Raw genomic sequence first — 25586 nt, forward strand, 5'->3', positions numbered from 1 at the left:
GCGCGATAAATCGCGCCGCTACGTTCGCCCACATGCTGAGATCAGTTCATGCAGCCGTCTTCTCAACCAGCGGTGTGCCGCGTCATTTTCCAGCCGCGGATGCCAGAGCTGCGACACCGTCATTTCTGGCGTGCTGAACGGCAATTCAAAACTTGCCAGCGCCGGATTGTTTTTAATCAACGGATGATGCAGAAACAGTGAGCGCGGCACCAGCGCCACCAAATCGGAGTCCTGGGCGATGGCCACCGCCGTAGAAAACGCCGGTACCACCGCAGCAACTTGTCGCGTATGGCCCGCCGCTGCCAGCGCATCATGCACCGGCCCACCCAGTTCACCGCGTCGTGAAGCCACGATATGCCCGAAGGCCGCCAGTTGGCTTACGGTTGCCTGCTGTGCCAGCGGATGTCCCTGCCGTACCACGCCAATAAAGCGATCGCGAAACAGCGCCTGCATGCGAATTTCTGGTCCCATATTCCCCAACACACCAATCTCAAGATCGATACGTCCTTCCCGCAGGTCGCGGGAGTTTTTCTCTGGCTTGGCAACAAAATCCAGCCGAACGCGTGGCGCAACTTGCGCCAGCGCACCGATCAGAATGCCGCCAAAAGCCTCGACAAACCCTTCGTTGGTGCGCAACACAAAGTGGCGTTCCAGGGTGAGGAGATCCAACTCCGTCGCCGCCGGTTGCAGCAACGCCCGCGCCTCACTCAGGCTCTGCTGGATACGCTGCCGGATAGCCTCGGCGTAAGGGGTCAGCACCATATTACGTCCGGCACGCACCAGCAGCGCATCCCCGGTAGTGGTGCGTAAACGGCCCAACGTGCGACTCATGGCGGATTCGCTCAAGCCAAGACGGCGGGCAGCACCAATGACGCTGCCTTCCGCCAGCAGCGCATCAAGAGCGAGCAGGAGATTTAAATCAGGTTCATTCATTCCGTCATCTTCGCTGATTGCCTGTCATGAAACAAGGCGTTTGATGCAGGTAATCAATGCATATCCTGCGCGTTCCGCCTGCTATCCCCCCGCGCTACACTGGTTGTCGTTAACCTCATCACAGGAGATGGCTATGACCAGATCATCAACCCCACGTGTGCTGCTGATTGGTGCATCGCGCGGACTGGGCTTCGCGTTGGCGGAAACCATGTTGCAGCGTGGCTATCAGGTAGTCGCAACCGGGCGTGAGCATTCAACGGCGCGGCTGGAAGCGTTGGCAACGCGCTATCCGACGGCACTGAGCGTCGAAAGCGTCGATATCACCGTACCCGAACAGGTGGACGCACTGCATCAACGGCTGGCGGGGCGCGAGTTTGACATGTTGTTCGTTAACGCCGGGGTAAAAAACAACGATGGCGAAACCATCGCCGATGTCACCACCGACGAATTTATTCGCGTGATGGTGACCAATGCGCTTAGCCCGTTACGGGTGATTGAAACCTTCAAAGATACCGTCAGCGCCAACGGCACCATCGCGGTGATGTCATCCGGTCAGGGGAGCCTGACCAATAACACCAATGGCAACTACGAAGTGTATCGCGGCAGCAAGGCCGCCCTGAATATGCTGATGCGCAGCTTTGCCGCACGCCATCAGGATGATCGACGCACGTTGTTGTTGATGGCACCCGGTTGGGTGCGTACCGATATGGGGGGGCCTGAAGCCCGACTGAGCATTGATGAAAGCATCCCGAATCTGCTCAACACCATGGAAGCCTGGCAAGGCCGCACCGGGTTACACTATCTCGACTATCTTGGTCGTGAAGTGCCGTGGTAACCATGCTATACAAGTTTGCGTAGCAATAGCTGACGCAACTTTTCCCGCATCCAGCGATTCGCGTCATCGTCGTGGCGCGCATTGTGCCACAACAGCGACAAGCGATAATCGGGCATTGCCACAGGTACGGGTGCCGCACACAAGCCAAAACGCTCGCACCAGTTGCTGACCAGCCCCTGCGGCACGGTAGCAAACAACGGTAAACGTTTCAGCATCATCGGTAACGCGGAAAAATGCGGCGTGACGTAACGCACGCGGCGCGCAACACCCTGCTGCTGGAGCTGTTCATCAAGCGCGCTTTCATTTGCGCCACGATACGACACCAGCACATGATCGTAGCGGACAAACTCCGCCAGCGTCAGCGCAGAACTTGCGGGAATTTGCTGGCGATCCCATAGCGTGCTGAATCCGGCGCGGGCAATTTCTTCTCGCATCAGATCCCGGCTGGTCGGGTTGCCGACCGTCACCACCACATCGGCCTGTTGCTTCTCCATCAGAGGAACAGCCTGCCAGGGATCGGCTGATAGTACGGTGACATCCACCTGCGGTGCTTCCACCATCAACTCTGCCAGCAAATCGGGCATCAGCCACTGCTCAATCCAGTCGCTCATACCCAGACGAAAACTGTAGCGATCTTGCTGCGGGTTAAAGGCAGGTGTGCTGAAAATCACGCGATGCATCCCCTGCAACAGTGGCGCGCATTGTTGCACCAACTGCTCCGCACGCGGAGTCGGTATCATCCCCTGCGACGAACGGACAAATAACGCATCAGCAAACATCTCACGCAGCCGTTTCAACGCGGCACTCACCGCAGGCTGCCCAAGATATAACCGCTGCGCGGCACCCGTCACGCTGCGGGTGTCATACATCACCAGCAGCACCACCAGCAGGTTAAGGTCGACCCGACTTAAATCATTTTCATTGATGATTTCCATAATTCCAATCGATTTAAATAATGAAACTGGCATCAGTATAGTGGGGGTTCACGTTGGCCGGGAGTCAAATATGAACATTCACGTGGGCGATTGCCTGATTAAAAAAGTCACTGAACAGACCGCTGCGCTGCCGTTTGCTGCGCTGTACCCGGACCACCTTGCAGAGATGCCGCTGGGTCTGGCACAGCAGACGGCAGAATTGTCGATTCACAGTTGGGTGGTACGTACCGGCGATGACGTCATTATCATTGATACCGCCACCGGTAATCAGCGGGATCGCGACCATAAGCCTTTGTTTCATCAGTTACAAACTGACTATGCCGTACGTCTGGCGCAGGCGGGTGTTCATCCGCACGAGGTGACATTGGTGCTGATGACGCATATTCACACCGACCATGTCGGCTGGAATACGCACTGGCAGGATGGACATTGGCAGCCAATGTTCGCCAAGGCGCGTTATGTGTGCTCCGCACAAGAGCTGGCGCGCTGTCAGCGCAATCCAGCCATGCAGGCGTTGTATCTCGACAGCATTTTACCGCTGATTAACAGTGGTCAGCTCGAAACGGTAGAGGTTGAGCATTCACCGTTGTTCGCCGGCGTGCTGCGTTATCTGCCTACCCCTGGACACAGCGTTGATCACGCCTCGCTACTGCTCTCCAGCGGCAACCAGCAGGCGATTTTTTCCGGGGACGTGATGCATCATCCAATACAATTCGAGTTTCCCCAGTGGAATTCGGTATTTTGTGAAGAGAAGGCGCTGGCGGTGCGTTCAAGGCAACTGGCGATAGACTGGTGCCTGCAACATCAGGCAATCTGGTTCAGTTCTCATTTTTCCGCCAGCTCATGCGGCAGAGTCATCTCTGCTGAACATGGGTTGCCCCACTGGACACCGCTGGAGGCTGAACCGGATGCAATACACTGAGTATCTTCGTGCATCGCTAAGCGACATGGCCGATGCATTACAACAGGGAGCCACTTCGGCTCGCCAGTTAACAGAATTCGCACTGCAACGGATTGCTGAAACCGATCAAAACGGTCCGCGTTACAACGCCATCACCTGGTTATTTAGCGAACAGGCGCTGGCGGCAGCCACTGAGAGTGACACGCGTCGTCGGCATGGGGAATCACCTGGCAAACTGGAAGGTATTCCGGTGCTGATCAAGGACAACATTGATGTGCGGGGCTGGCCCACCAGCGCCGGATCGGTGTTGCTGCGTCACGTCATTGCTGAACAGGACGCGCCATTAGTCACGGCGTTGCGCGCGGAAGGTGCAGTGCTGATCGGTAAAACCGCCATGCACGAGCTGGCGGCCGGTATTACCGGGGCATCGTCGCTCAGCGGTTTCACCGACAATGCCTGGCTGGCGGGGCATTCACCAGGCGGGTCCAGCAGTGGATCCGCCGTCGCCGTGGCGGCGGGTTATGTCCCACTGGCGATTGGCACCGATACCGCGGGTTCGGTACGTATTCCGGCCGCATTCAATCATCTTTACGGCCTGCGCATGACGCACGGCGCAATCAGTATCGAGGGTATTGTGCCGCTGTCACCCACCCAGGATATCCCCGGTGCGCTGGTGCGTCATCCTGCCGATCTGCGTCTTGCCAGTGAGATCCTGAGTGGACAGCATTTTCCGCACCATGACGAGCCGCTGCGCATCGGTCTGTGGCTGGAAGGTTTTGCCGCTGAGGAAATGGCGATCAATCAGGCCGTGTCCACCGCCGTGGCGGCCCTGGTCGGCGATAGCGGCAGCCAGCAGGAGATCGCCTTCCCCCAGCTTGAGACGCTGGCGAGCGAAGCCAATATCATCCCCTGGGAGTTCGCCGAAGCGCTGGCAGTCTGGCTGGCGGATAAACCGCAGGCAGAAACCAGGACACTCGCGGAGGTGGTCACATCAGGGCGTCATCATCCGCAACTGGAAGCGGTGTTTACCGCGCGAGCCAACCATCCTGGTAAAGCCAGTGACAGCTATGCCATGCAGCAGTTGCGTCAACGTACCCTGTATCAAACCCTTGTGCAGCTATTTGCCCAGCGCAAAATCAACCTGCTGGCGTTTCCGGTGGTGAAGCATCCGCCAGTCAGACATGGCGAGTTACAGCCAGGCAGCAACGCCCTGCTCGCCGCCGTCACGGGTGCACCGGCTATCAGTATTCCGGTGGGCTTTACCGCTCAGGGGTTGCCAATAGGTATGGAACTGCTGGCGCTGCGTGGCCGTGAGGATTTGTTATTACAGGCGGCAGCACAAATGGCGGCCATTGGTCGGTAACTAGCATGGCCATTGCCGCCACTGCGGCAATGGTTACCCATGCAACGATAATCCCTTTATTGCTTTATCGACGGCTTTCTTAGGTCCACGTAAGGCAATCCCCACGAGGTCCATATTATCGGCATCCTCCGCCAGGAAGACTTCGCGGTTTGCCGCATCATGACCGGTGGAAAACATCGCGTGGACATAGGGGATGATAGTCAATTCACGCTCCAGTCCTTGTCGATGAGCGCGTTGTAAACCCGGCAGATCGCCAGCAAACACCAGCATCGGTTGCCCGGCCATGTTGCCATAGTGCCGACCGCGCGCATCAATATAGGGTTCGCCCATCATCTCTGGTGCCGCTGAGGCAATGCCGGTAGCCAGAAATGCCACCACATTTAACCGCTGCCAGCTTGCCAAATCATCACGAACGATCAGGGCGATTTTAGTATCAAACATCTGCACAACTCTCAGTTAGGGTCAAAGCCCTATCATCATCAAGATCGCGCCGGGTGATCTAGAACGTTTGTGCACTTTCGTTGATAAGAGGCAGGTGTCATACGGTAGGCACGCTGGAACCAACGCCCGAGGTGACTTTGGTCGGAGAAACCGACCTGTGACGCCACCTGCGCCGGATCTACGCCCTGTGCCAGTAAGTTACGCGCACTGCGTAAACGCAGGCGCACCAGATACGCATGGGGTGACTGACCAAAGGCTTGTTTAAACTGACGCGTCAGACGGAACCGATCGATACCCGACAAACGCGACAGGTCTTCTAATCCAATATCCTCAGCCATAAAATCATGTAGATAGTCACGCAGTAACTGCATCGAAGCCAGCGCAGCAGAACGTTGCACACCCGGACGTGGATCAAGATGACGTGACAACATGGTCAGCAGATGGTCCAACGCCTGGTCGCGCGCTAACCGCCCTTCCGCGTGATGGACGGTATACCATGCCTGCTGAATTGCACTGGCAAGCAACGCATCATCGTTGAGAGTTGAACGAAAGGCGGCTTCAATGTTGGCGATATTCCCCAAGCCACGCCGTTGCATCATTCCCGCCACCCACGCCTGTGGCAGATAGAGCATCACATAGGTGAAGCCCTCGGTGTCCGGTGCATGACCATCATGCACCGCACCCGGTTCAATCAGGATCGAGCGGCCTGGGGTGCTGGTGTGCAATGCGCGATGGCAATTGAAGCGTTGCAGCCCCTGCTGTGTCACGCCAACCAACAGTTCGTCATGATCGTGTGGATCATAAGCGTGCCCGCAAAAATGCGCATTAACGCTTTCGATACCGGTTTCGTCATCACGACGAAAATCAACCCAGTCGCTGTTACTGGCGTTGACATTTCTGGCTGGCATAGCGGCTCCTGAGTGGTGTGGCGATGAAGTTGGCACTATACCAGCGGGGCGTACACTTATGCACCCAACTCACGCAACCAGCCAATCATCGCCTCGCTGCCGGGCTGACTCAGGGTGCGTTGCGGCCAGGCAAGGAAATAGGGTTTGCTAAGAGGCAAGCTCATCTCATCAACCACCACCAGTTCCCCGCGCGCCAGTTCTGCCGCGATCAGACGGCGCTGCCCCAGCAGTAGCCCGACACCGGCTACCGCAGCATCAATGGCCAGCGAGGTCAGGTTAAAGCTAAACGCCGGTTGCGGTACGGGTTCAATCCTGCCTTTCGCCTGAAACCAGCTGCGCCAGTTCGGCAAGAATCGGCCCTCATTGCCCCAGTCGAGATGGATTAACGGGGCGTGGCTGAAGATGTCAGCAGTGGCATAACGTTGCAGCAGCGCCGGGCTGGCAACCGGTAGTACCTCATCATGAAACAACCATTGCTTATCCAACTGCGGATAGCGATCTTCGCCAAAACAAATGACAAAATCGGCAGGCATGGCGGTGAAATCCACCTGCGCGTGGGTGCCATGTAACGAGAGGTCGATATCCGGGCAATGAGCACGCCAGGCCGCCAGTTGTGGTAACAACCATTTCGACGCCAGTGCTGGCAACGCATAAACCGTCAGTTTGGGTGCCACGGCGGCATGGCGAATATTTTGCTGACCCATATGCAAAATATCAAATGCTTCAGAGACATAGCGTAAATACTCTTTGCCGGTATCGGTCAGCATCACGCCACTTTGCGTGCGCAAAAACAGCGCGCTACCCAGTTGTTCTTCCAGTTGACGAATCTGCTGGCTGACTGCCGCTGGCGTTAATGCCAGCTGCGTAGCCGCTTTTGCCAGGCTGCCTAACTCAGCAGCCACTTTGAACGACTGGATGACGCTGATTTTTGGCAGACGCGGCGATTGAGCAGGCATTAAGGCTTCCTTATCAGGGTATTAAGTATTTATCGTTACACAGCCACGCTGGCCGTCGTTAGAGTAACATCACACCTGCTAATCATGAGAATTGTTGTTATGTCTGAGTCTCTGGTACGTCTGGACCTGCACCCGCTGGCCGATCACGACTGGCGTCAACGCTGCCGTGCGCAACTTAACCAACATGGCGCGCTGGTGTTGCGTCAATTTTTACAACCTGCGGCCTTGCAGGCCATCATCGAGGAAGGTAACGCGCAACGCCATTTGGCTTACCACACCGTCAGCAAACATAACGTCTATCTGGCGAAGCCGGATGAGGCGTTTAGCGCCGATCATCCGCGCAATCGTGATGTCATCAGCACCAAAGGTTGTATTACCGATGATGCGATCCACGCGGATTCCCCACTGCGCCAACTCTATAATGATGCGGTATTTCAGTCCTTCCTTTGCGACGTGTTAGGCGAAGCAGCGCTCTACCCCTATGCCGATCCGCTATCATCCATCAACCTGCATTACGCACCACACGGCCAGGAATTGGGCTGGCACTTCGATAACTCGTCATTTGCTATCACGTTGCTGGTGCAGAAACCGCTGGCGGGTGGCGTGTTCCAGTACGTAAAAGATCTGCGCGATGCAGATGCCGGTGAGATGAACTACGACGGTGTCGCCGCCGTACTGGATCAACACCAGCCGGTGGATGCGCTGGCGATCGACGCGGGTGATCTGGTGCTGTTCCGTGGTCGCAATTCATTGCACCGTGTCACGCCGACCGAAGGCGAAGTGACACGTATGCTGGCGGTGCTGGCTTATAACACCGCACCGGGAATTGCGTTATCGGAAACCGCCCGTATGACGTTTTACGGGCGGTTATAAACAGCTGGCGTGTCGTTCAGGGCACGCCAGCCTCGCTGAAAAATCTGCCGGGTACGAAATGCCACCAACGCACGCCAGTCATCATCATCAGGCCAGAAGCCTTCCACCAGCGCCTGCTTGATAACTTGTCCTGCTGCGCTGGTGGGATCGCCATACAGATGTAACCAATGATCGTCCCGCACCCGCCGATGCATCTCCTCTCCGGCATAGGTGCCACACTCGACCACCAACGGCAGCAGGGTGGTATTGGGCAGTGAGGTCAGTAGAAATTGCGACAGATAACCGGTAGCCGTTGCGGTTACACCGGTTGAGCTGTCACGTCCGACACCGGTAAACAGCAGCGTCAGCCATTCACCGTAGATCGCCTTGCCCCAGTCGTGAGCCGGATAAAGTTGTTCGGCGATCGACAGCAGCATCGGATGCCCCCACGCACCCGCACCGGTGTGTAGATCAAAACTGAGGATAGTTTTGGACTGCGACAGATGTTGCGCGATGATGGTCTGCAGGGTTCGGTAGGACCAACTCGGCTGATAACCGCCAAAAAAGAAGCCGTCTGCGGCAACGTATTGCCCTGCTTCCACCACGCGTTTTAGCGCCTGCCAGCTGTCGCGATTCACTGCCTCCATAAGTTGCCGATCTGCGCTGGCGCGATCGCCGTGGTAAATACCGTGCCACTGCGCATAATCCAGGTTGCCGGGCAGCGGTTGACTGAAGTCAACAAAGTTACGGTTCAAATCAATATTGTCTTCATTTACCCGGCGCAAATGCGCGGCACCCCACGGGTTCAATAAATGGACCAGCAGCACGGCACTATCAACGGGTAATGCATCGACATCAAGCGTATCCAGCCAGGCAATTTGGCAATCCGACCCGTAGTAACCTTCAACACCATGGGTGCCGGACACCACCAGCATCAGACGTGACGCAGAGGGCGAGCCGATTAGCGCGACATCGGTGTAGAGACTTTCGCCCTGTGGACCCGTTAGCGGATGAGCATAGGATGTGATGACCGCGCCCTGGCGTTCGGCGGCGGCCAGGAAGCGCGCGCGTTGCGGAATATATTGTGGTAGTGACATATCTTTCAGATTCCTGCGGAGCCGTAGCGGCGCGATTTATCGCGCTCTTTTGACCTTTGGGGTTCAAAATACGTGTGATAAATCGCACCGCTACGATGGTGTGCCGTTATGAATGATCAGGGGTAAACTTTAAATTTAAAGTATTTTTTCGTCAGCTGGTCGTAGGTGCCGTTCTGATGAATTTCCGCCAGCGCCGCGTTGATCAGCTTCAGGTTGGCCTCATCCCCTTTGCGCAGCGCGATACCGACGCCATCGCCAAAGATCGTTTTGTCGGTCAAGGTGCCTTTAATGGCGTAATCCTTGCCTTCTGGCTTGGTCAGGAATCCCTGTTCCGCCGAGACGGCATTGCTCAGGCTACCATCAAGGCGTCCGGCAATCAGATCCGGGTAGACTTCCATCTGATTAGGATAAGACACCACGTTAACCCCTTCCGGCGCCCATTTAGTTTTGGCGTACGTTTCCTGGATGGTGCCCTGCGCCACGCCGATGGTTTTGCCGCGCAAGGTCGCCACATCGGTGGTCAGTTTGCTGGCGGTGGGCGCCAGCAACGCGCTCGGCGTGTTGTACAGCATATCGGTAAACGCAACCTGCTGGCGGCGTTTGTCGGTCATCGACATGGCTGACAGGATGGCATCAAATTTCTTCGCCTGAAGTGCTGGGATGCTGCTGTCAAACCCCATTTCCACCCACTGACATTTCACTTTAGCCTGTGCGCAGATGGCGTTGCCAAGATCGATATCAAACCCGTGGAGAGAACCATCAGCCGCCTTCGATTCGAACGGCGGAAAGGTGGGGTCAACTCCCAGTCGCAGGGTTTGTTGCGCCTGAGCGATGTGGGTGAAGGCAGAGAGAGAAAGCAGCAAAGCGATGGAGAGGCTCTTTTTCATTGTAAACTCCGAAATGCAGGTGGTTTTCAGCACGACATGCAAATTTAATAACATGACGTTCCTGTTCCCACCAGCGAATTACGGCGATTTACTCAGAGTAAAATCTTATATTTGTTAGATAGTTAGCCAGATTTGATGCGCCGTTAAGTTTTGCTTAACCGGCGTATCAAATGGATGACCGCTATCATCAAATAAAGGTAAAAATCTCGTCACGTGGCAAGCGGGATTTCGGCAGCGCCGCGTTGAAGTCTTCATCGCTGCGATAGCCGAGTGACACCAGCACCACGCTGGTGAATCCTTTTTCACGCAGGCCAAGCGCCTGGTCGAGCGCACGTTGGTCAAAACCTTCCATCGGTGTGGCATCAATCCCCAGCATCGCCGCACCCAGCAACAGGCCACCCAGCGCGAGATAAACCTGTTTTTCCATCCATTGTGGGATATCGCGTTGCTCATAACGATGGATATCGACATAGCCACGGCGGCTCTTATCCTGTCCGGCCTTTGCCTCTGGCTTCAGAAAGCGCCCCTCTTTCTCTTCCTGCGCCAGCACATTTTGCAGATGCGCGTCATCAAGATCGGTACGCATACACAGCGCGATAACGTGTGAAGCATTCAGCACTTTTGGCCCGTTATACACGAACGGTCCCTGCGTTGACTGGGCAATCTGCTCGCGCCCTTCCGCAGTTGCAGCCACCACAAAATGCCACGGCTGTGAATTGACCGATGACGGGCTGTTACGCAGCACGTTCAGCAGGGTTTCGATCTCGGCATCAGGCAGGCTTTTACCCGCAGCAAAGGCTTTCACCGTGTGGCGACGCGCCACAGCATCATTCAACGTCATGTTATTCTCCAGAACAATCACAGTTTAGGTGGAACTACCCTATCCGCTTCGTTAACTTTGCGGTTAACGATTTGTGTTTCAATACGTTAAAAGCCACTCAGCACGATCTTGCCACGCGCACGACCGCTTTCGATTAAGGCGTGAGCCTTACGCAGATTGGCGGCGTTAATGGTGCCGTGATGTTCCCCGGCGGTGGTCTGCAACGTCCCGTCATCGATCAGACTGCTGACCTGCTGCAAAATATCATGCTGACGCTGCATATCAGCGGTATGGAACAACGAGCGGGTAAACATCAGCTCCCAGTGCAGTGAGATCGCTTTACGCTTCAGCGGCACCACATCCAGTGATTCAGGATCGTCAATCAGCGCCAGTTTGCCCTGCGGAGCCAGCACATCAATCAGTTGCGGGTAGTAGCTGTCGGTGTGGGTCAGGCTGGCGACATAGCGTACCTCGGCAATTCCCAGCGCGGCTAACTGCTCACCCAAAGGTTTGTGATGGTCAATAATATGATGCGCACCCAACGAGCGTACCCATTCTGCGGTTTCAGGACGCGAAGCGGTGCCGATCACTGTCAGCCCGGTCAGCTTCGCCGCAAGTTGCGTCAGCATGGAGCCAACGCCACCACCCGCACCAATAATCAGCAGCGCCGCATCCTCTTCTGGCTGTACTTCCAGACGGTCAAACAACAATTCCCAGGCGGTTAACGCGGTAAGCGGTAGCGCGGCGGCATCGGCATCGCTCAGCGATTGCGGTTTATGCCCGGCGATACGTTCATCGACCAGACCATATTCGGCGTAACTGCCGGGCCGGGTGATGTCACCGGCATAAAAAACCTCATCACCGGGTTTAAATAAAGTAACAGCCTCACCTACGGCTGCCACTACCCCGACCGCATCCCAGCCAAGAATACGCGGTTTATCAGTGGGTGCACCGGCACGCACCTTGGTATCCACTGGATTGACGGCGATGGCATTGATTTTGACCAGCAGGTCACGCGCTCCCGGTTGCGGTTGAGCGACATCAAGGTCATACAGGGCATTTTCATCAGAAATCGGTAAACCGTTTTGGCTGTATACAATCGCTTTCATACTGTGGTTCCTTATTCATCAAGGGTTTTAGCGAATAACGCGTAGCCTACGCTGCCTTTACACGGTTAAAAATGCCTCTTGCAGAGCAACACTTTCACTTTTAGAGTGAAAATCCACTGTCGCTGAAGGGTGATGAAATGATTCGGCTGGAAGATGTGACCTTGTTTGTACGTTCTGCCGCACTCGGCAGCTTTTCCCGTGCGGCACGCGAAGCCGACCTGCTACCCGGTCAGGTGAGCGCTGCCATTCAACGTCTGGAGCGCGAGCTGGATAAACGGCTGTTCGCCCGTTCTACCCGCAGCCTGCGTCTGACGGCGGAGGGGGAGAAATACCTGCCCTACGCCCAGGAGATGCTGGCACTGATGCAGGCTGGTGCCGACAGTTTGCAAAGTCGCGAAGATGCGTTATCCGGCGAACTGAAAATCGCGTTACCGTCCGATATTGGCCGCAACATCGTACTGCCGTTGATTACTGACTTCTGTCGCGAACATCCCTCTTTGTCGGTACGCCTGTCACTCTCCGATCAGATTAGCGATGTGTTTCGTGACCCGGTGGATATCGCCATTCGCTACGGCAAACTTGACGACAGCAGTTACGTCGCACTGCCACTGGCGGAAGATAATCGCCGCGTGCTGGTGGCCGCCCCCAGCTGGCTCGATCAACATGGCCGCCCGACAAAACTCGAAGATATCGCCCACCATAACTGCCTGCTATTTGTCATGAACGGCCACGTGTATGACAAATGGACCTTTCCGCAGGAAGGTATGCGCCGTCAGATTACGGTAAAAAGCCGCTTATTGTGCGATGACGCCGACGTGGCGCGCCGCTGGGCAGTCGCCGGAATGGGGATCGCGTATAAATCCTGGCTTGATGTCTGCGACGATGTGCAGGCCGGCCGGCTTGAAGTGGTGCTGCCACACCAGCCCGGCGAAAGCACCCCTCTGCATCTGATTTGCCCTCACCGCAAACAGTTCTCTCCGGCGATTCGCGCGTTGCATCAAGTGCTGCGCAGCCATCTGCGGGCGCTGACCGCGCAATTGGTCACCTGAAGGGGTTTTGCGCGATAAATCGCGCCGCTACAACCCGTACGAAATCGTAGCGGCGCGATTTATCGCGCGTTTTAACCTGTCTCATTGTGACAATCGCACACGTTACACCTGTCACAGCGAGACACCACCCACAAAACACCGACGCATCAACGTATTGATTTAAAATTAAATAATTCCCCCTTTCGTATTGGCACAGTTCTCGCTATAGCCACGCTGAGCTTCTGCACCGGCCATCTGTGTGGCAATGGACAGAAATAATGCCAGCCTCAAGGAGAACAACATGAAAGCGGCACGTTGGTATAAAGCACGCGATATTCGCGTCGATGATATTGAAGAACCCCAGGTCACTGCCGGTAAAGTTAAAATCAAAGTCGCATGGACCGGCATTTGCGGCAGCGATTTGCATGAATACATCGCGGGTCCGATCTTTGTCCCGGTGGAAAAACCACACAAAATCAGCCACGACATCGCCCCAATCGTCCTCGGCCATGAGTTCTCCGGCCAGGTGGTCGAGGTGGGAGCAGGCGTCACCAAAGTGAAAGCGGGCGATCGCGTGGTGGTCGAACCGATCCTCTCCTGTGGCGAATGCCCGGCCTGCCGCGAAGGTAAATATAACCTGTGCGGCGACCTTGGCTTCCACGGTCTGTCGGGTGGTGGCGGCGGTTTTGCCAGCTTCACCACCGTGGCAGAGCATATGGTACATCGGATGCCGGATGCGCTCTCTTACGAGCAAGGCGCGCTGGTGGAACCGGCGGCGGTCGCGCTGCATGCCGTACGCATGAGCAAACTGAAAGCGGGCGACAAAGCCGCTGTGTTTGGCGCAGGTCCGATTGGCCTGCTGGTGATTGAAGCGCTGCGGGCCGCAGGTGCATCCGAAATCTACGTGGTGGAACTGTCACCCCAACGCGCCGAGAAAGCACGTGAACTGGGTGCCAAAGTGGTGATCGACCCGAGCAAAGAAGATGCGGTGGCGAAGATTCGCGAGTTGAGCAACGGTGGCGTGGACGTGGCTTATGAAGTTACCGGCGTACCGGTGGTGCTGAAGCAGTGTATCGACAGCACCAACTATGAAGGCGAAACCGTCATCGTCTCCATCTGGGAAGGCGAAGCGTCTTTCCATCCTAATAAAGTGGTACTGAGCGAACGTAGCGTTAAGGGCATCATTGCCTATCGCCATATCTTCCCGGCGGTGATGGAGCTGATGACGCAGGGCTACTTCCAGGCCGACAAACTGGTGACAAAACGTATTGAACTGGCCGACCTGGTCGAACAGGGCTTTGAAGCGCTGGTGAAAGAGAAACAGCAGGTCAAAATTCTGGTACGTCCACCGCAGTAATAAATCCACGGGCCAGTATGGCTGGCCCGTTTCTAGTGCCGCTCGGGCAGTTGAATGCCTAACCGTTGCAGACGACGATACAACGTCATGCGGCTGATACCGAGCTGACGCGCGGCTTCACTCATATTCCAGCGCACAGCCCGCAACTGGCGCAATAACTCACCCTGCTCATCATCGCCTGGACCTGACTCGAGTGGCGCAATAACGCGCAGCGTATCAGGCAGGTCGTCCAGTTCAATGATCCCGCTTTCACACATTGCCAACGCGTATTGTAACGCATGATCCAGTTCGCGCAGATTTCCCGGCCAGCGATAGCCGACCAGCGCACGACGTGCCGCTTCGCTGAGTTGCGCCCGTCCTGTCAGCATCTGATCCATCAGCCAGTTGATGTCCTTGCGCTCGCGTAGCGGCGGCAGATGGATGCAAGCGCCTTGCAGACGATAAAGTAAATCTTCACGGAACAATCCGGCAGCAACACGTTGGGGTAGCGAGTGGTGTGAAGCCGACAGCACGCGGATATCGACCTTTTGTGGCTGACGCCCGCCAATTGGCATCACTTCCTGCTCGGCCAGCACGCGCAGCAGACGCGTCTGCATCTCCAGCGGCATATCGCCGATTTCATCAAGGAACAGCGTACCGCCCTCTGCGGCCTGGATCAGTCCGCGTCGTACTTTGCTACCGGCACCGGAAAAGCTGCCTGGCAGATGCCCAAACAATTCACTTTCCAGCAGACTGGCCGGGATTGCCGCACAGTTCACTGCAACAAATGGACCTTTGCGTCGCTGGCTGGCCTGATGAAATGCACGGGCAAAATACTCTTTGCCACTGCCAGTCTCGCCCTGCACCAGCAGATGCAGCGATGAGTCGAGCAGTCGCGTGGCTCGCCGTAACTGTTGATCAAGTTGCGGGTCACCACCGGTTAACGCAGCCAGTTCTGGTGACAACGTCACGCCTGTTACAGGTGCTGGCCGCGCCGGATGCACCGTTTGCGCATAAAAACGTTGCTGCCCGCTGATATCTTCCAACTGCGGGGTATAAAGCAGCTGTTCCATCGGGCCAGCAAACAGCGTGGAGAGCGGCAGTCCCAGCGGTTGCGGATGCGCGCTCAGCCAGTGCCGCGCCGCAGGATTCAATCCTGTCAGCCGACCACTGCCATCGAATGCCAGCAAAAATTCCGGTTCGATATCATGCCAGGCAGGATTGCGGCTCAGTTTCAGCACCCAGTCATGCCGATGGCGGTGCATCAGCCAGGCATTTTCAATCTTCTGTGCCTGCTGCTGCGCCAGTTGCATCACCAGATGCTGGCTGGTGCGCGGCTGTGGTGAAGTCAACGCTGAGATGTCCAGCACCGCCTGGAGATCGCCCTGCGAATCGAATAACGGCACAGCGCTGCACGTCAGGGGAATATGGGTGGCATCAAAATGATCGGTCTGATGGATGGTAATGGCCTGCTTCGTTGCCAGCGCCGTCCCCACCGCGCAGGTGCCGGAGAGCGCTTCTGACCATTGCGCCCCAAGGAACAGCCCGGCGCGTCGCAGGCTGATTTCCGCGTTAGCGTCGCCGAGATAATCAACCGCCACGCCCTGCGCATCCGCCAGCAGCAGAATGTAGCCGGCAGGCGCAATCTGCTGATAAAGCTTTTCGAGGCCCGGTTGCGCCACAAACCGCAACGCTTCCAACTGTTGACGATGCTCACGCAGTTGCCGTGCGGGCAAAATACGTGCCTCCTGCAATCGGCTGGGATCAAGGCCATGATGATTGACACAACGTAACCAGGATGCCTGTACGACATCGCTTTCCTGCGGATTCAGCACCTGGGTTGCAGCCGCCTGTTCGACGCTGGCAACCACGTTGGCGATATGTTCGCGCTGGCTCAGATTCACAGCCCTTCTCCTGCATTACACCCCGGTTAAGTGGAGCCACAGCATAGCGAATTAACACCTAATTAACAGATCTGGCATGGAAAAATGTCGTGTTCAACGATATAACACTAAATCGGGACTCAATCAGCCACTGAGGAAATTATGGCGCTTTCACACGAACTGATGTTGATCTACACCACCTATTTTGTTGCCACCGCCAGTCCAGGTCCGAGCAACATGGCGATTATGGGTACGGCGATGAAACATGGGCGCGGTGCCGCACTGGCGCTGGCGGGCGGCGTAATTGGGGGGTCGATGCTGTGGGCGCTGCTGGCAGCCTGTGGCGTACTCACCGTACTGGCGACGTTTGCTCAGTTGCTGCTGGTGTTGAAGATCGGCGGTGGGTTATATCTGCTGTGGCTGGCGAGTAAAGCCGGACGATCGGCGTTACGTAAACCGGATGCCATGGAATTTTCCCTGCGCGTCGGGGAGCGTAGCCACCATGGCAAGATGTTTCGCCAGGGCCTGTTGATGCATGTCGGCAACCCCAAAGCGATTCTGACCTGGGTGGCAATCATGTCGGTGGCACTGAAACCGGAAGCGGCGGCCTCCACGTTGCCGATGATTATTGCGGGCTGTGCCGGGATTTGTGTGCTGGTGTTCTGCGGGTATGCGCTGCTGTTTTCCACCGCACCGATGGCAACGTTCTACCGTAAAATCCGTCGCGGTCTCGACGCACTGCTTGCCTGCTGCTTTGCGGTTGCCGGGCTGAAGCTGGTGCTCAGCCGTAATTAGTTCCCGTAGCGGCGCGATTTATCGCGCGCGATTAAGACCAACAAAATCAGCGCGATAAATCGCACCGCCACGCATCGGTGCAAACGTCAGGTTTACAGAAAAATCAGGAATTGCCTGGCTTGCTGTCGGCCACTTCGCTAAACGCCGGTTTCTGTTTGGTCACAGAATAGACCACGTTTTTCGGGCCTTTAGGATCGGTGGTCACGTCCACCGACTGAATCGTCACGCGGCCAAAGCCAAACAACGTCTGCACGTAACCACCGATTTTATGTTTACCGGCCGCAACATGAATCTGTTTATCTTCGCCTTTGGTCAGCAGACCGGCATCCTGACCATCCACCGTCACATAGATCGCCGATCCGTCATCGGTACGCGTCACTTCATGGCTCACGTTGATAACCGTCGGACCTTGTTCGAATGGCGAGGCGATATCGTTATTGGAGATAGGGGCCTGAGTGGCAGCCGTATCGGTGGTGGCGTGGCGCGCGCAACCAGTCAGTAATGTCGCAGCCATCAGGCTGGTCAGTGTAAAACGCGAAAGCATCGTGACGAAAAACCTTTTCTGAATGAGAAGGATTCATTTTAGCCTGTGACGCGGGGTGATGACAGTCACACAATTCCAGTATTTTCCGAATTCAGACGCAATCCCAACGATTCAGCGCACGCAAAGCTAAAAGGCGGCGGTTTTCCCGCCATCGGCTGACCCGAGATGATGCGCGATAAGTCGCGCCGCTACTGCAACGCGTAACGCGCCATCGGAGCCACTTGCTGAATCAAGCCATTTGCCTTCATATACTCGGCAAACGCCTGATAACGCTGCGTATCCAGCGTGGCACTGTGGCTGGCAAAATACGGTAACGTCGCCTGCCAGCCCTGGTGATTAAGGGGCGTATTCAGCTCCGGGTATTGCTTAATAAATGCCTGCCACGCTTGCTCTGGATGGGCGCGCAACCAGGCGACACCGGCATCCAGGCCGCGCAGAAACGCCGGGATGCGCTTATCCTGCGCCGCCGTTTTCTGGTTCGCCAGAATGATTAACTCGTCATAGGCTGGTACGCCAAAGTCTTCCGGTTTAAATACCACCGGCTTCGCCCCTTTATCTTTCAGGTCCAGCAACTCATAGTTGCGGTACACCGTCATGGCCCCGTCAATTTTGTGCGTCAGCAACGCGGACACCGCATCCATATTGAGGTTGATCAGTTTGACCGAATCCGGGTCAACGCCCTGGGATTTCAGCATGTTGCGGATAGCAACATCCTCAAAGCCCGGAATGGCATAACCGAGCGATTTCCCGGCAAAGTCCTTGAGTGAATGGATATCATCAGAGACCGTCGTCAAGGTGTTCAGCGGCTGGTTGATCAGCGTACCCACGCGGATCACCGGCACCTCTTTATCCACCAGCGTGTAGAGCTGTGGTTGATAGCTGATCGCCAGATCGGCCTTACCTGCCGCCAGCAGCAACGGCACGGAGGCGGAATCGGCCGGGGCGATCATCTCCACATCCAGCCCCTCTTTTTTAAATGCACCGCTGTATTGCGCGGCAAAAATCGCCGCATGATTCGGGTTAACGAACCAGTCGAGCAACAGGCGAACTTTTTCGTTCGCCTGCGCAACGCTGGATGTCACCAGTAGCAATAACGCGGTAATCACAGTTCCCAGGTTTTTCAAAATGCATCCTTATGTTGAGTGCCAGAGGGTTTTCTTGCGTAGCAGAGCGACGCCGCCGGACAGCAGCAACGCCAGAATCAGTAACAACAACAACGCGGCGAAGCTGGTGGCGGTTTCCAGTCGCGCATTGGATTGCATCATCAGGTAGCCTAGTCCTTCGCTGGCCCCTACCCATTCGCCAATCACCACGCCAATCGGTGCCAGCACTACCGCCATCTGCAAACCAGAGAAAAATTGCGGCAGCGCGGCTGGCCAGCGCACCTGCCAGAACAGGCGAAAACGTGAAGCGTTGAGGGTTTGTGCCAACTCCAGCCAACCGGGTGGCGCGCGGCACAGGCCATCAAACAAGGACAGACACAGCGGGAAGAACAGGATCAACGCCGCCACCACCACTTTCGATGCGATACCAAACCCCAGCCACAGCACCAGCAACGGGGCCAGCGCAAACACCGGAATGGCCTGGCTGGCGGTGACCAGCGGAAACAGCAAGCGTCGTATCAGCGGGCTGCCCGCCATCAATATCGCCAGGGCGATGCCTGCCCCCACTCCCAGCAGCAGCGCCAGCCCAATTTCCGCCAGGGTGAACACCAGGTGATGCCACAGCAGCGCGCGATGCAACCACAACGCTTCCAGCACCGCTTGCGGCGCGGGCAACAGAAAATTCGGCACGCCATTGTGGCGCGCCAGCAGCCAGGCGCATAACAGCACCGCCAACAAGTAGACGGCGCTAAACAGATTTTTCTTCATCTTGATTCAATCGGTTAAACAGCTGGCCCTGCGCCTGCAACAGGCTGGGATCATCGAGAGTACGGGGTGCCCTGCCGCCCGGCACCGGCCAGGTTTCGATACGCAACGGTTGGCCGCTCAGCAGCAGAATGTCGTCCGCCATGCGGCAGGCTTCCAGCGGATCATGCGTCACTAACAGCACGGTTTTTCCCTGTAGCAAGGTTGCCGTCAACGTTTGCAGGCTAAGTTTGGTCATCACATCCAGGGTGGCAAAAGGTTCATCCATCAGCACCACATCGCGTCCGGCATACAGGGTGCGCGCCAGCGCCACGCGTTGCCGCATACCACCGGAAAGTGTATCGGGTTTGGCATGGGCGACGTCGGCCAGTTTGACCTGCTCCAGCAGATGCATGGCGCGTACAGGATCCGCTTTTTCACCCGTCAGACGCGCCGCCAGCATCACGTTGTCCAGCACCGACAACCACGGATAGAGCAAATCTTGCTGCCCCATCCACGCCACGTTGTCGCGAATGCCGCTGATGCTGCCCTGCTGTGGTTGAAGCAAACCGGCCACCAGGCGCAACACGGTACTCTTGCCAATGCCGCTGCACCCCAGCAACACCGTGGTCTTACCCCCACGCAAACGCAGGTTGAGGTGCTGGCACAGCGGATGCCCTCCCCAGCCGAAACTGACATCGTGCAGCGTAATATCCATGCTCATGGTCGATTGGCTGCCAGAATGGCCAGCCGGTTACAGCCACGCTGTGCCAGCGCGGTTGCGGCCTGAGCGGCACGGATACCGCTGGCACACACCAGCACAATGCGTTGATCATTCGGTGGCTGCCAGGCGTCGAGTTGCTGCGGCAGAATGCGTTGCGCCCAGGCCGCCACGCTGACCGGGGCTTCCTCACGGCTACGCAGTTCGACGATGCAATCTTCGGCGGTGAGTAACCGGGCATCAATAAAGGGCACACCGGGTTGTTCCGGCTCTTCTGCATCGTCAAAGCGGAACTGGCGAAAATGCCAGTGCACAAAATCACAATTGACCAGACAACCCAGCGGCGAGGGGGTAAAGCCCAACAGCACGCTCAACGCCATCTGCGCCTGTAACGCTCCCAACGCAGCGACCGCCGGTCCCATCACCCCTGCGGTGTTGCAGTTGGCGGCACTGCTGGGCAACTGTGGAAACACCGCGCGGTAGCTGGGTGCCGAGGCGCAAAATCCGCCGACGTAGCCCCGCCGTCCCAGCACCGACGCGCTGATCAACGGGATGCCCAATGGATGACAGGCATCCGACAGTTGATAGGTCACGGCGAAATTATCCGCAGCGTCAATCACCAGGTCGATGTTATGCAGCGCCTGCTGCACATTGCTGGCAGTTAACGGCAGCGGCAGCGGTTCCACGCGCACCTGCGGATTACGCCGCAGCAACGCGCGTTGCGCGCTGGTGACTTTGAGCTGCGCGACGTCCTGCATATCGAACAATGTCTGGCGGTGCAGGTTGTGCAGCGCCACGTCATCGTCGTCATACAGGCGGATATAGCCGACGCCCGCCCCCACCAGCAACGGCAACAGCGTGGAACCCAGTCCACCAGCACCCACCACCAGCACGCGCGCCTGGCTCAGTCGCTGCTGTCCCGGCTCGCCGATTTCCGGCAACATCATCTGACGTTGATAGCGATCCATCGTTACTGTCCTCCGCCAAACGTGGCGAGACCAAAGATCGGTGTGGAGGCGGCGGCCATATCGCGTTTCTCCATCAACCCTCCGTCACGTGCGGCTTGCCCCGCCTCGATAGCCTGGCGGAACGCCCCCGCCATACGCACCGGGTCACCCGCTTTCGCTACGGCGGTGTTGAGTAGAACCGCGTCGAAACCCAGCTCCATCGCCTGTGCTGCCTGCGATGGCGCACCGATACCGGCATCGATAATCAGCGGAATATCGCTGAACCAGGCACGCATCGCCCGTAGTCCATCAATGTTACGTAGCCCCTGGCCGGAGCCAATCGGCGCACCCCACGGCATCAGGACTTCGCAGCCCGCTTCCAGCAATTTTTCACCGACAATCAGATCTTCGGTGGTATACGGAAACACCTGAAATCCGTCGGCACACAGGATGCGGGCTGCCTCCACCAACGCGAAGGGATCGGGTTGCAGCGTGTCGGCATGGCCGATCACCTCCAGCTTGATCCACGGGGTGTTAAATAATTCACGCGCCATATAGGCCGTGGTTACTGCTTCCTGCACCGTGTGACATCCGGCGGTGTTGGGCAGCACGCGCAGATCCAACTGCGCCAGCAATTCACGAAAGGCAGCACCGGCTGTGCCTTCACGCCGCAGACTGACGGTAATGATTTCGCTACCCGCCGCCGCAATCGCCTGCTGTAAAATCGCAGGCGAGGGATAACCTGCGGTGCCGAGCAGAAAACGTGACTGGGGTTCAAAGCCATAAAACATGATTAGCCTCCCTGCATCGGTGATAGCACTTCCAATTGACAGCCTTCTGTCAGTTGCTGGCTGTCGTACTGGGATTTGGGAACAAAATTGCCATTGAAGGCAGTTGCCACGCAGGCGGCATCAATGTGCTGTTCGCGCAGCAGTTCGCTCAGGGTGCGAGCAGCAGTCAGCACCGGGCGGCCGTTAAGCTGAATATTCATGAAGTTGTTCCGAGGTTAAGCGCTGCATCAGTTGCTCCGCCATTAGCGGGGCCAGGAGGAAGCCGTGGCGGTACATACCGTTGAGGTAAAACGAGCCGTTTTGATAGTGGATTTCCGGCAGATTGGCCGGGTAGGCCGGACGCAAACCGCTGGCGCTTTCGATAATGCGCGCTTCGGCCAGCGCCGGATGGATGGCCCAGGCAGCGCTGAGCAGCTCCATCATGGCGCGGGCGCTGATCGGGCTGGCGTCATGGCTCTCGACCATGGTTGCACCGAGCATAAAATGACCCGCGCGACGCGGCACCAGATAGCAAGGAAAGCGCGGATGCAGCAGACGAATCGGGCGCGAGAAGCGCACCTCATCGCTATGCAAAATCAGCATTTCACCGCGCACCGCCCGCAGGCGTGGCAACGCCGCTGCCGCATGGATCCCACGACAGTCGATCACTTGCCCCGACGGTTTCCCGTGGTGAAAAGCCCCCCCGCGCTGCTGCAATTTCTCACGCATTTCGTTCAGCGCCAAACGGGGATCGAGATGCGCTTCGCGGGCAAAAAACAGGCCACGGGCAAAGCGTCCGGCGAGAGCCGGTTCCACTTCTGCCGGATCAATCCATTGATGTTGTTCGGTCATGCGCGCAAAGCGGTTCAGTTCCTGGCTATCACGCGGCGGAGCCACCACCAACGTGCCCTGATGTTCAACGCTGCTGACACGCTGCTGCCACCAGGTGGCGGAATGTTGACCAAGATCGATGACAGCACGCGGTGCGCTTTCTGCTTCGCACCAGGGCGCGAGCATGCCACCGGCAAACCACGAGGCGGGCTGCCGCGATTCATCGCTAATCACTTCAAGTTGTTCACCGCGTTCAGCGAGTAAGGTCGCTACGCACAGGCCCGCCACGCCGCTGCCTAATATCGACCAGCGACTCATAGCGGGTGTTCCGGAATACAACGGGGAGCATTCATATCGGCCTCTCAGTTTTCGCACTGAGACCCGGATACAGGAGGAGGGAAATGACACGCGCGACGGAAAAGCGTCCCGTTGTCAGACAGCCAAAATGGCAGGCTGTCAGTCTTCCTACGCCAGTATCAACTGGGTCAGGTTCAAAGGGTCGCTAAGCCGCGCAGTGCGCTTTTAGCCTCTCAGTCTCTTGGGCGAGACTCCCCCGACGCGTCTATTTGTATTGCAGCAGCCAGGCTTCGTCAAGTGTAAGACTGGCAACAAAGGCTAACCTTTAAAAATTCCCTGTTTCAGGATCACCCATTTTTCTCCACGATTTGCGCGTATCCTCCTCTCTTCATCCTGAAATCCGGCAGATAAAATATGTGTGCTGATTCAATCATTTCAGCCATTCTGGTGTGCGTGTTCGGCGTGATTATTTTATGGGTGGTGTTCTGCCCCTGAAGCATCAGGCAAACCAGGAATAGCGATGCCAGATGAGCAGCGGGATTTTGATATCATGCAACGACTGGCCTCTGCCGCGTTGTTGTTGTAAACATCGCACCTTACGGGTGGAGATTGCTGAAGGTCAAAACCCGCGCGATAAATCGCGCTGCTACGGATTGTGCGGGGAATGGAATGGGTTTAGCGGCACGATTTATCGCGCAATTGAAGAAGAAAGGAGGCCAACAGGCCTCCCATATTGTTTAACGCTGCGGATGATTCACTTCCAGCGGGCGCAGATCAAACAACAACACTTCCGCATCTTTGCCGTTGGCGAATTGCAGCGCGGTTTCGTTGCGTACGCGTGCGCCGTCCCCGGCGTTAAACACCACGCCGTTCACTTCAATGCTGCCACTCGCCACATGAATATAGGCATAGCGGTCGGCATCCAGCGCAAAGGTCTGCTGCTCGGCACCATCAAACAGTCCAGCATAGATGCGGATATCCTGACGGACACTGAGCGAACCGGCATCACCTGCCGGCGACACAATCAGACGCAACTGACCACGTTTGTCACCTTCTGCTACCGAAATCTGCTGGTAGCCAGGCTGGGTGCCACGTTCTGCCGGTACGATCCAGATTTGCAGGAAATGCACGCTTTCCGCTTTCGAGTGGTTAAACTCGCTATGCGTCACGCCACTACCGGCGCTCATCAGCTGCACGTCACCGGGGACAATTACCGAACCGGTGCCCATAGAGTCTTTATGCTCCAGCGCCCCTTCCAGCACATAAGAGATGATCTCCATGTTGCTGTGCGGGTGTGCACCAAAACCACGACCCGGTGCCACCTGGTCATCGTTAATCACCAGTAAATCCGAGAAACCAGTCTGTTTCGGGTCCCAATAGTTGGCAAACGAGAAAGTATGGCGTGAATGCAACCAGCCGTGGTCACCGAGGCCGCGCTGGGCTGACAATCTTTGTTCAATCATGGTCTGCTCCTCAAATTTGTTAGCGGAAGACGATTTCGCTTCCTGATGAGACTCAGTATACGTAAACTGAAACGCTCAACAATGCGTTACACTGACAATGACTGTCACCAATAAGTGGACAATATGCAGATAGATGACCTGCGCATTTATGTCGCCGTGATTAAAGCCGGCAACTTCACCGCTGCCGCCGAGCAGTTGATGCTGTCCAAGCAATACGTCAGCCGCCGCATCGCCGCGCTGGAGGAGTCACTGGGCGCGCGCTTACTTAATCGCAACACGCGCAAACTGTCGGTAACGGATAACGGCCAGCTGTTTGCCCGTCATGCGCAGCGCATTCTGGATGATGTACAGGAAGCGGAGTTGGCGGTATCGGGACGCCGTCAGGTACTCCAGGGAAGTTTTCGTCTTAGCGTACCGATGTCCTTTGGTATCAGCCATCTTTCACCCTATATCGCTGAATTCCTCAGCCTGCATCCCGCGTTGCAATTCCAGGTGGAACTGGCGGATCGCTATGTCGATATGATTGGCGAAGGTTTTGATATGGCAATTCGCATCGGCACCCTGCCCGACTCAACGTTGATTGCCAAAAAATTGGGTGAGTTTCGCCGGGTGATCTGCGCCAGCCCGCGCTATCTGCAAGGGGCCGACGCGCCACGCAAACCTGAAGATCTGCTCGATCACGCCTGCCTGCGCTATGGCCGAGAAAGTCAGACTGGCTGGGAACTGTTTCGGGGGGAACAACGTGAAGTGATTAACGTGCAGGGACCAATGGTCAGCAACAACGGGGAGATGCTGCGTGATGCCGCGATGGCCGGGTTGGGGCTGATTCTGTTACCCGAATTTATCGTCGCCCCGGCCCTTGCCAGTGGGGATTTAGTGACGGTGCTGGATGACTGGCATCCTTCCTCATTGAGCCTGAATGCGTTGTATCCACAGCATCGCCAGCGCAGCGAAGTCAACCGGATGTTTATGGCGTTTTTGCAGCAGAAGCTGGCTTAATCGTAGCTATATTCCGTAGCGGCGCGATTTATCGCGCGCCTTTGACATTATGATAGCGAACCGAATGCACGATAAATCGCGCCGCTAC

27 protein-coding genes and 1 riboswitch are annotated in these 25586 nt (G+C 56.7%); of the genes, 8 read left to right on the plus strand and 19 right to left on the minus strand.

Annotated features, from left to right (window positions below; all coding sequences use genetic code 11):
• Positions 1-18: 18 nt before the first annotated feature.
• Positions 19-933: a LysR family transcriptional regulator gene (locus tag AC6I8W_RS22625; protein ID WP_497838364.1), complete on the minus strand. Its 915-nt coding sequence runs from the start codon at positions 931-933 to the stop codon at positions 19-21.
• A 133-nt stretch (positions 934-1066) separates the two neighbouring features.
• Here AC6I8W_RS22625 and AC6I8W_RS22630 point away from each other — a divergent pair, with 133 nt between their 5' ends.
• The gene (locus AC6I8W_RS22630) at positions 1067-1768 is read left to right on the plus strand and encodes an SDR family oxidoreductase (protein WP_497838365.1); all 702 of its coding nucleotides are present in this window, start codon (positions 1067-1069) and stop codon (positions 1766-1768) included.
• A 5-nt stretch (positions 1769-1773) separates the two neighbouring features.
• Here the strand turns inward: AC6I8W_RS22630 and AC6I8W_RS22635 are convergent, their stop codons facing one another.
• Entirely contained in the window at positions 1774-2703 is a 930-nt protein-coding gene (locus tag AC6I8W_RS22635) for a LysR family transcriptional regulator (RefSeq protein ID WP_497838366.1), read from the minus strand.
• A gap of 70 nt (positions 2704-2773) precedes the next feature.
• Here AC6I8W_RS22635 and AC6I8W_RS22640 point away from each other — a divergent pair, with 70 nt between their 5' ends.
• The gene (locus AC6I8W_RS22640; RefSeq protein ID WP_497838367.1) at positions 2774-3625 is read left to right on the plus strand and encodes an MBL fold metallo-hydrolase; all 852 of its coding nucleotides are present in this window, start codon (positions 2774-2776) and stop codon (positions 3623-3625) included.
• Positions 3612-4967: an amidase gene (locus AC6I8W_RS22645; protein ID WP_497838368.1), complete on the plus strand. Its 1356-nt coding sequence runs from the start codon at positions 3612-3614 to the stop codon at positions 4965-4967. Before AC6I8W_RS22640 ends, AC6I8W_RS22645 begins: the two co-directional genes overlap by 14 nt.
• A 33-nt stretch (positions 4968-5000) precedes the next feature.
• On the opposite strand, the gene AC6I8W_RS22650 is transcribed toward AC6I8W_RS22645, so the two are convergent.
• From AC6I8W_RS22650 to AC6I8W_RS22660, 3 genes are read right to left on the minus strand one after another with little or no spacing between them, the layout of a single operon-like run.
• A complete protein-coding gene (locus AC6I8W_RS22650) occupies positions 5001-5408 on the minus strand; it encodes a DUF2000 family protein (RefSeq protein WP_497838369.1) in 408 nt (135 codons plus the stop codon).
• 38 nt (positions 5409-5446) lie between these two features.
• Positions 5447-6316, minus strand: a complete 870-nt coding sequence (locus tag AC6I8W_RS22655; RefSeq protein WP_497838370.1) for a helix-turn-helix domain-containing protein — start codon at positions 6314-6316, stop codon at positions 5447-5449.
• 56 nt (positions 6317-6372) lie between these two features.
• Positions 6373-7272 (minus strand): LysR substrate-binding domain-containing protein, encoded by a 900-nt coding sequence (locus AC6I8W_RS22660; protein WP_497838371.1) that lies wholly within the window; start codon positions 7270-7272, stop codon positions 6373-6375.
• A gap of 99 nt (positions 7273-7371) precedes the next feature.
• Between AC6I8W_RS22660 and AC6I8W_RS22665 the strand changes: the two genes are divergently transcribed.
• Positions 7372-8145 carry a HalD/BesD family halogenase gene (locus AC6I8W_RS22665; protein WP_497838372.1) on the plus strand — a complete coding sequence of 258 codons (774 nt, stop codon included), beginning with the start codon at positions 7372-7374 and terminating at the stop codon, positions 8143-8145.
• On the opposite strand, the gene AC6I8W_RS22670 is transcribed toward AC6I8W_RS22665, so the two are convergent.
• The 4 genes from AC6I8W_RS22670 to AC6I8W_RS22685 all read right to left on the minus strand — a co-directional run bounded on the left by AC6I8W_RS22670 (position 8130) and on the right by AC6I8W_RS22685 (position 12037).
• Positions 8130-9221: a DUF2817 domain-containing protein gene (locus AC6I8W_RS22670; RefSeq protein WP_497838373.1), complete on the minus strand. Its 1092-nt coding sequence runs from the start codon at positions 9219-9221 to the stop codon at positions 8130-8132. The two genes, AC6I8W_RS22665 and AC6I8W_RS22670, sit on opposite strands and share 16 nt — an antisense overlap.
• Before the next feature lie 116 nt (positions 9222-9337).
• Positions 9338-10108, minus strand: coding sequence for an ABC transporter substrate-binding protein (locus AC6I8W_RS22675; protein WP_497838374.1), 771 nt, complete (start codon positions 10106-10108; stop codon positions 9338-9340).
• Positions 10109-10295: 187 nt separating this feature from the next.
• On the minus strand, positions 10296-10949 hold the full coding sequence (nfsB, locus tag AC6I8W_RS22680) for an oxygen-insensitive NAD(P)H nitroreductase (protein WP_497838375.1): 654 nt from the start codon (positions 10947-10949) through the stop codon (positions 10296-10298).
• Positions 10950-11035: 86 nt separating this feature from the next.
• Entirely contained in the window at positions 11036-12037 is a 1002-nt protein-coding gene (locus AC6I8W_RS22685) for a zinc-binding alcohol dehydrogenase family protein (protein ID WP_497838376.1), read from the minus strand.
• A 137-nt stretch (positions 12038-12174) separates the two neighbouring features.
• On the opposite strand from AC6I8W_RS22685, the gene AC6I8W_RS22690 reads away from it, so the two are divergent.
• Both AC6I8W_RS22690 and AC6I8W_RS22695 read left to right on the plus strand, forming a co-directional pair.
• A complete protein-coding gene (locus AC6I8W_RS22690; RefSeq protein WP_497838377.1) occupies positions 12175-13086 on the plus strand; it encodes a LysR family transcriptional regulator in 912 nt (303 codons plus the stop codon).
• A 280-nt stretch (positions 13087-13366) separates the two neighbouring features.
• A complete protein-coding gene (locus AC6I8W_RS22695) occupies positions 13367-14422 on the plus strand; it encodes a 2,3-butanediol dehydrogenase (protein WP_497838378.1) in 1056 nt (351 codons plus the stop codon).
• Between the two features lie 32 nt (positions 14423-14454).
• Here the strand turns inward: AC6I8W_RS22695 and AC6I8W_RS22700 are convergent, their stop codons facing one another.
• Positions 14455-16305 carry a sigma-54-dependent Fis family transcriptional regulator gene (locus AC6I8W_RS22700; RefSeq protein WP_497838379.1) on the minus strand — a complete coding sequence of 617 codons (1851 nt, stop codon included), beginning with the start codon at positions 16303-16305 and terminating at the stop codon, positions 14455-14457.
• 141 nt (positions 16306-16446) lie between these two features.
• Here AC6I8W_RS22700 and AC6I8W_RS22705 point away from each other — a divergent pair, with 141 nt between their 5' ends.
• Positions 16447-17079, plus strand: a complete 633-nt coding sequence (locus AC6I8W_RS22705) for a LysE family translocator (RefSeq protein WP_497838380.1) — start codon at positions 16447-16449, stop codon at positions 17077-17079.
• 103 nt (positions 17080-17182) lie between these two features.
• Here the strand turns inward: AC6I8W_RS22705 and AC6I8W_RS22710 are convergent, their stop codons facing one another.
• From AC6I8W_RS22710 to AC6I8W_RS22750, 9 genes are all read right to left on the minus strand, one after another.
• Positions 17183-17623 (minus strand): hypothetical protein, encoded by a 441-nt coding sequence (locus tag AC6I8W_RS22710; RefSeq protein WP_497838381.1) that lies wholly within the window; start codon positions 17621-17623, stop codon positions 17183-17185.
• A gap of 188 nt (positions 17624-17811) precedes the next feature.
• Positions 17812-18747 carry an ABC transporter substrate-binding protein gene (locus tag AC6I8W_RS22715; RefSeq protein ID WP_497838382.1) on the minus strand — a complete coding sequence of 312 codons (936 nt, stop codon included), beginning with the start codon at positions 18745-18747 and terminating at the stop codon, positions 17812-17814.
• Positions 18748-18756: 9 nt separating this feature from the next.
• Positions 18757-19494: an ABC transporter permease gene (locus AC6I8W_RS22720; protein WP_497838383.1), complete on the minus strand. Its 738-nt coding sequence runs from the start codon at positions 19492-19494 to the stop codon at positions 18757-18759.
• The gene (locus AC6I8W_RS22725) at positions 19475-20194 is read right to left on the minus strand and encodes an ABC transporter ATP-binding protein (RefSeq protein ID WP_497838384.1); all 720 of its coding nucleotides are present in this window, start codon (positions 20192-20194) and stop codon (positions 19475-19477) included. Before AC6I8W_RS22725 ends, AC6I8W_RS22720 begins: the two co-directional genes overlap by 20 nt.
• Positions 20191-21159: a HesA/MoeB/ThiF family protein gene (locus AC6I8W_RS22730; protein WP_497838385.1), complete on the minus strand. Its 969-nt coding sequence runs from the start codon at positions 21157-21159 to the stop codon at positions 20191-20193. Before AC6I8W_RS22730 ends, AC6I8W_RS22725 begins: the two co-directional genes overlap by 4 nt.
• 2 nt (positions 21160-21161) lie before the next feature.
• Positions 21162-21929, minus strand: a complete 768-nt coding sequence (locus tag AC6I8W_RS22735; protein ID WP_497838386.1) for a thiazole synthase — start codon at positions 21927-21929, stop codon at positions 21162-21164.
• Between the two features lie 2 nt (positions 21930-21931).
• Positions 21932-22129, minus strand: a complete 198-nt coding sequence (gene thiS, locus AC6I8W_RS22740) for a sulfur carrier protein ThiS (RefSeq protein WP_497838387.1) — start codon at positions 22127-22129, stop codon at positions 21932-21934.
• On the minus strand, positions 22113-23057 hold the full coding sequence (locus AC6I8W_RS22745) for an FAD-dependent oxidoreductase (RefSeq protein WP_497838388.1): 945 nt from the start codon (positions 23055-23057) through the stop codon (positions 22113-22115). The genes thiS and AC6I8W_RS22745 overlap by 17 nt, the downstream gene beginning before the upstream one ends.
• 127 nt (positions 23058-23184) lie before the next feature.
• Positions 23185-23304, minus strand: a riboswitch (TPP riboswitch).
• A gap of 469 nt (positions 23305-23773) precedes the next feature.
• Positions 23774-24499, minus strand: a complete 726-nt coding sequence (locus AC6I8W_RS22750; RefSeq protein ID WP_497838389.1) for a pirin family protein — start codon at positions 24497-24499, stop codon at positions 23774-23776.
• Positions 24500-24622: 123 nt separating this feature from the next.
• On the opposite strand from AC6I8W_RS22750, the gene AC6I8W_RS22755 reads away from it, so the two are divergent.
• Positions 24623-25498 carry a LysR family transcriptional regulator gene (locus AC6I8W_RS22755; protein ID WP_497838390.1) on the plus strand — a complete coding sequence of 292 codons (876 nt, stop codon included), beginning with the start codon at positions 24623-24625 and terminating at the stop codon, positions 25496-25498.
• Positions 25499-25586 lie beyond the last annotated feature (88 nt).

Source organism: Pantoea sp. X-Soil-TKNS-1211 (genome assembly GCF_059730495.1).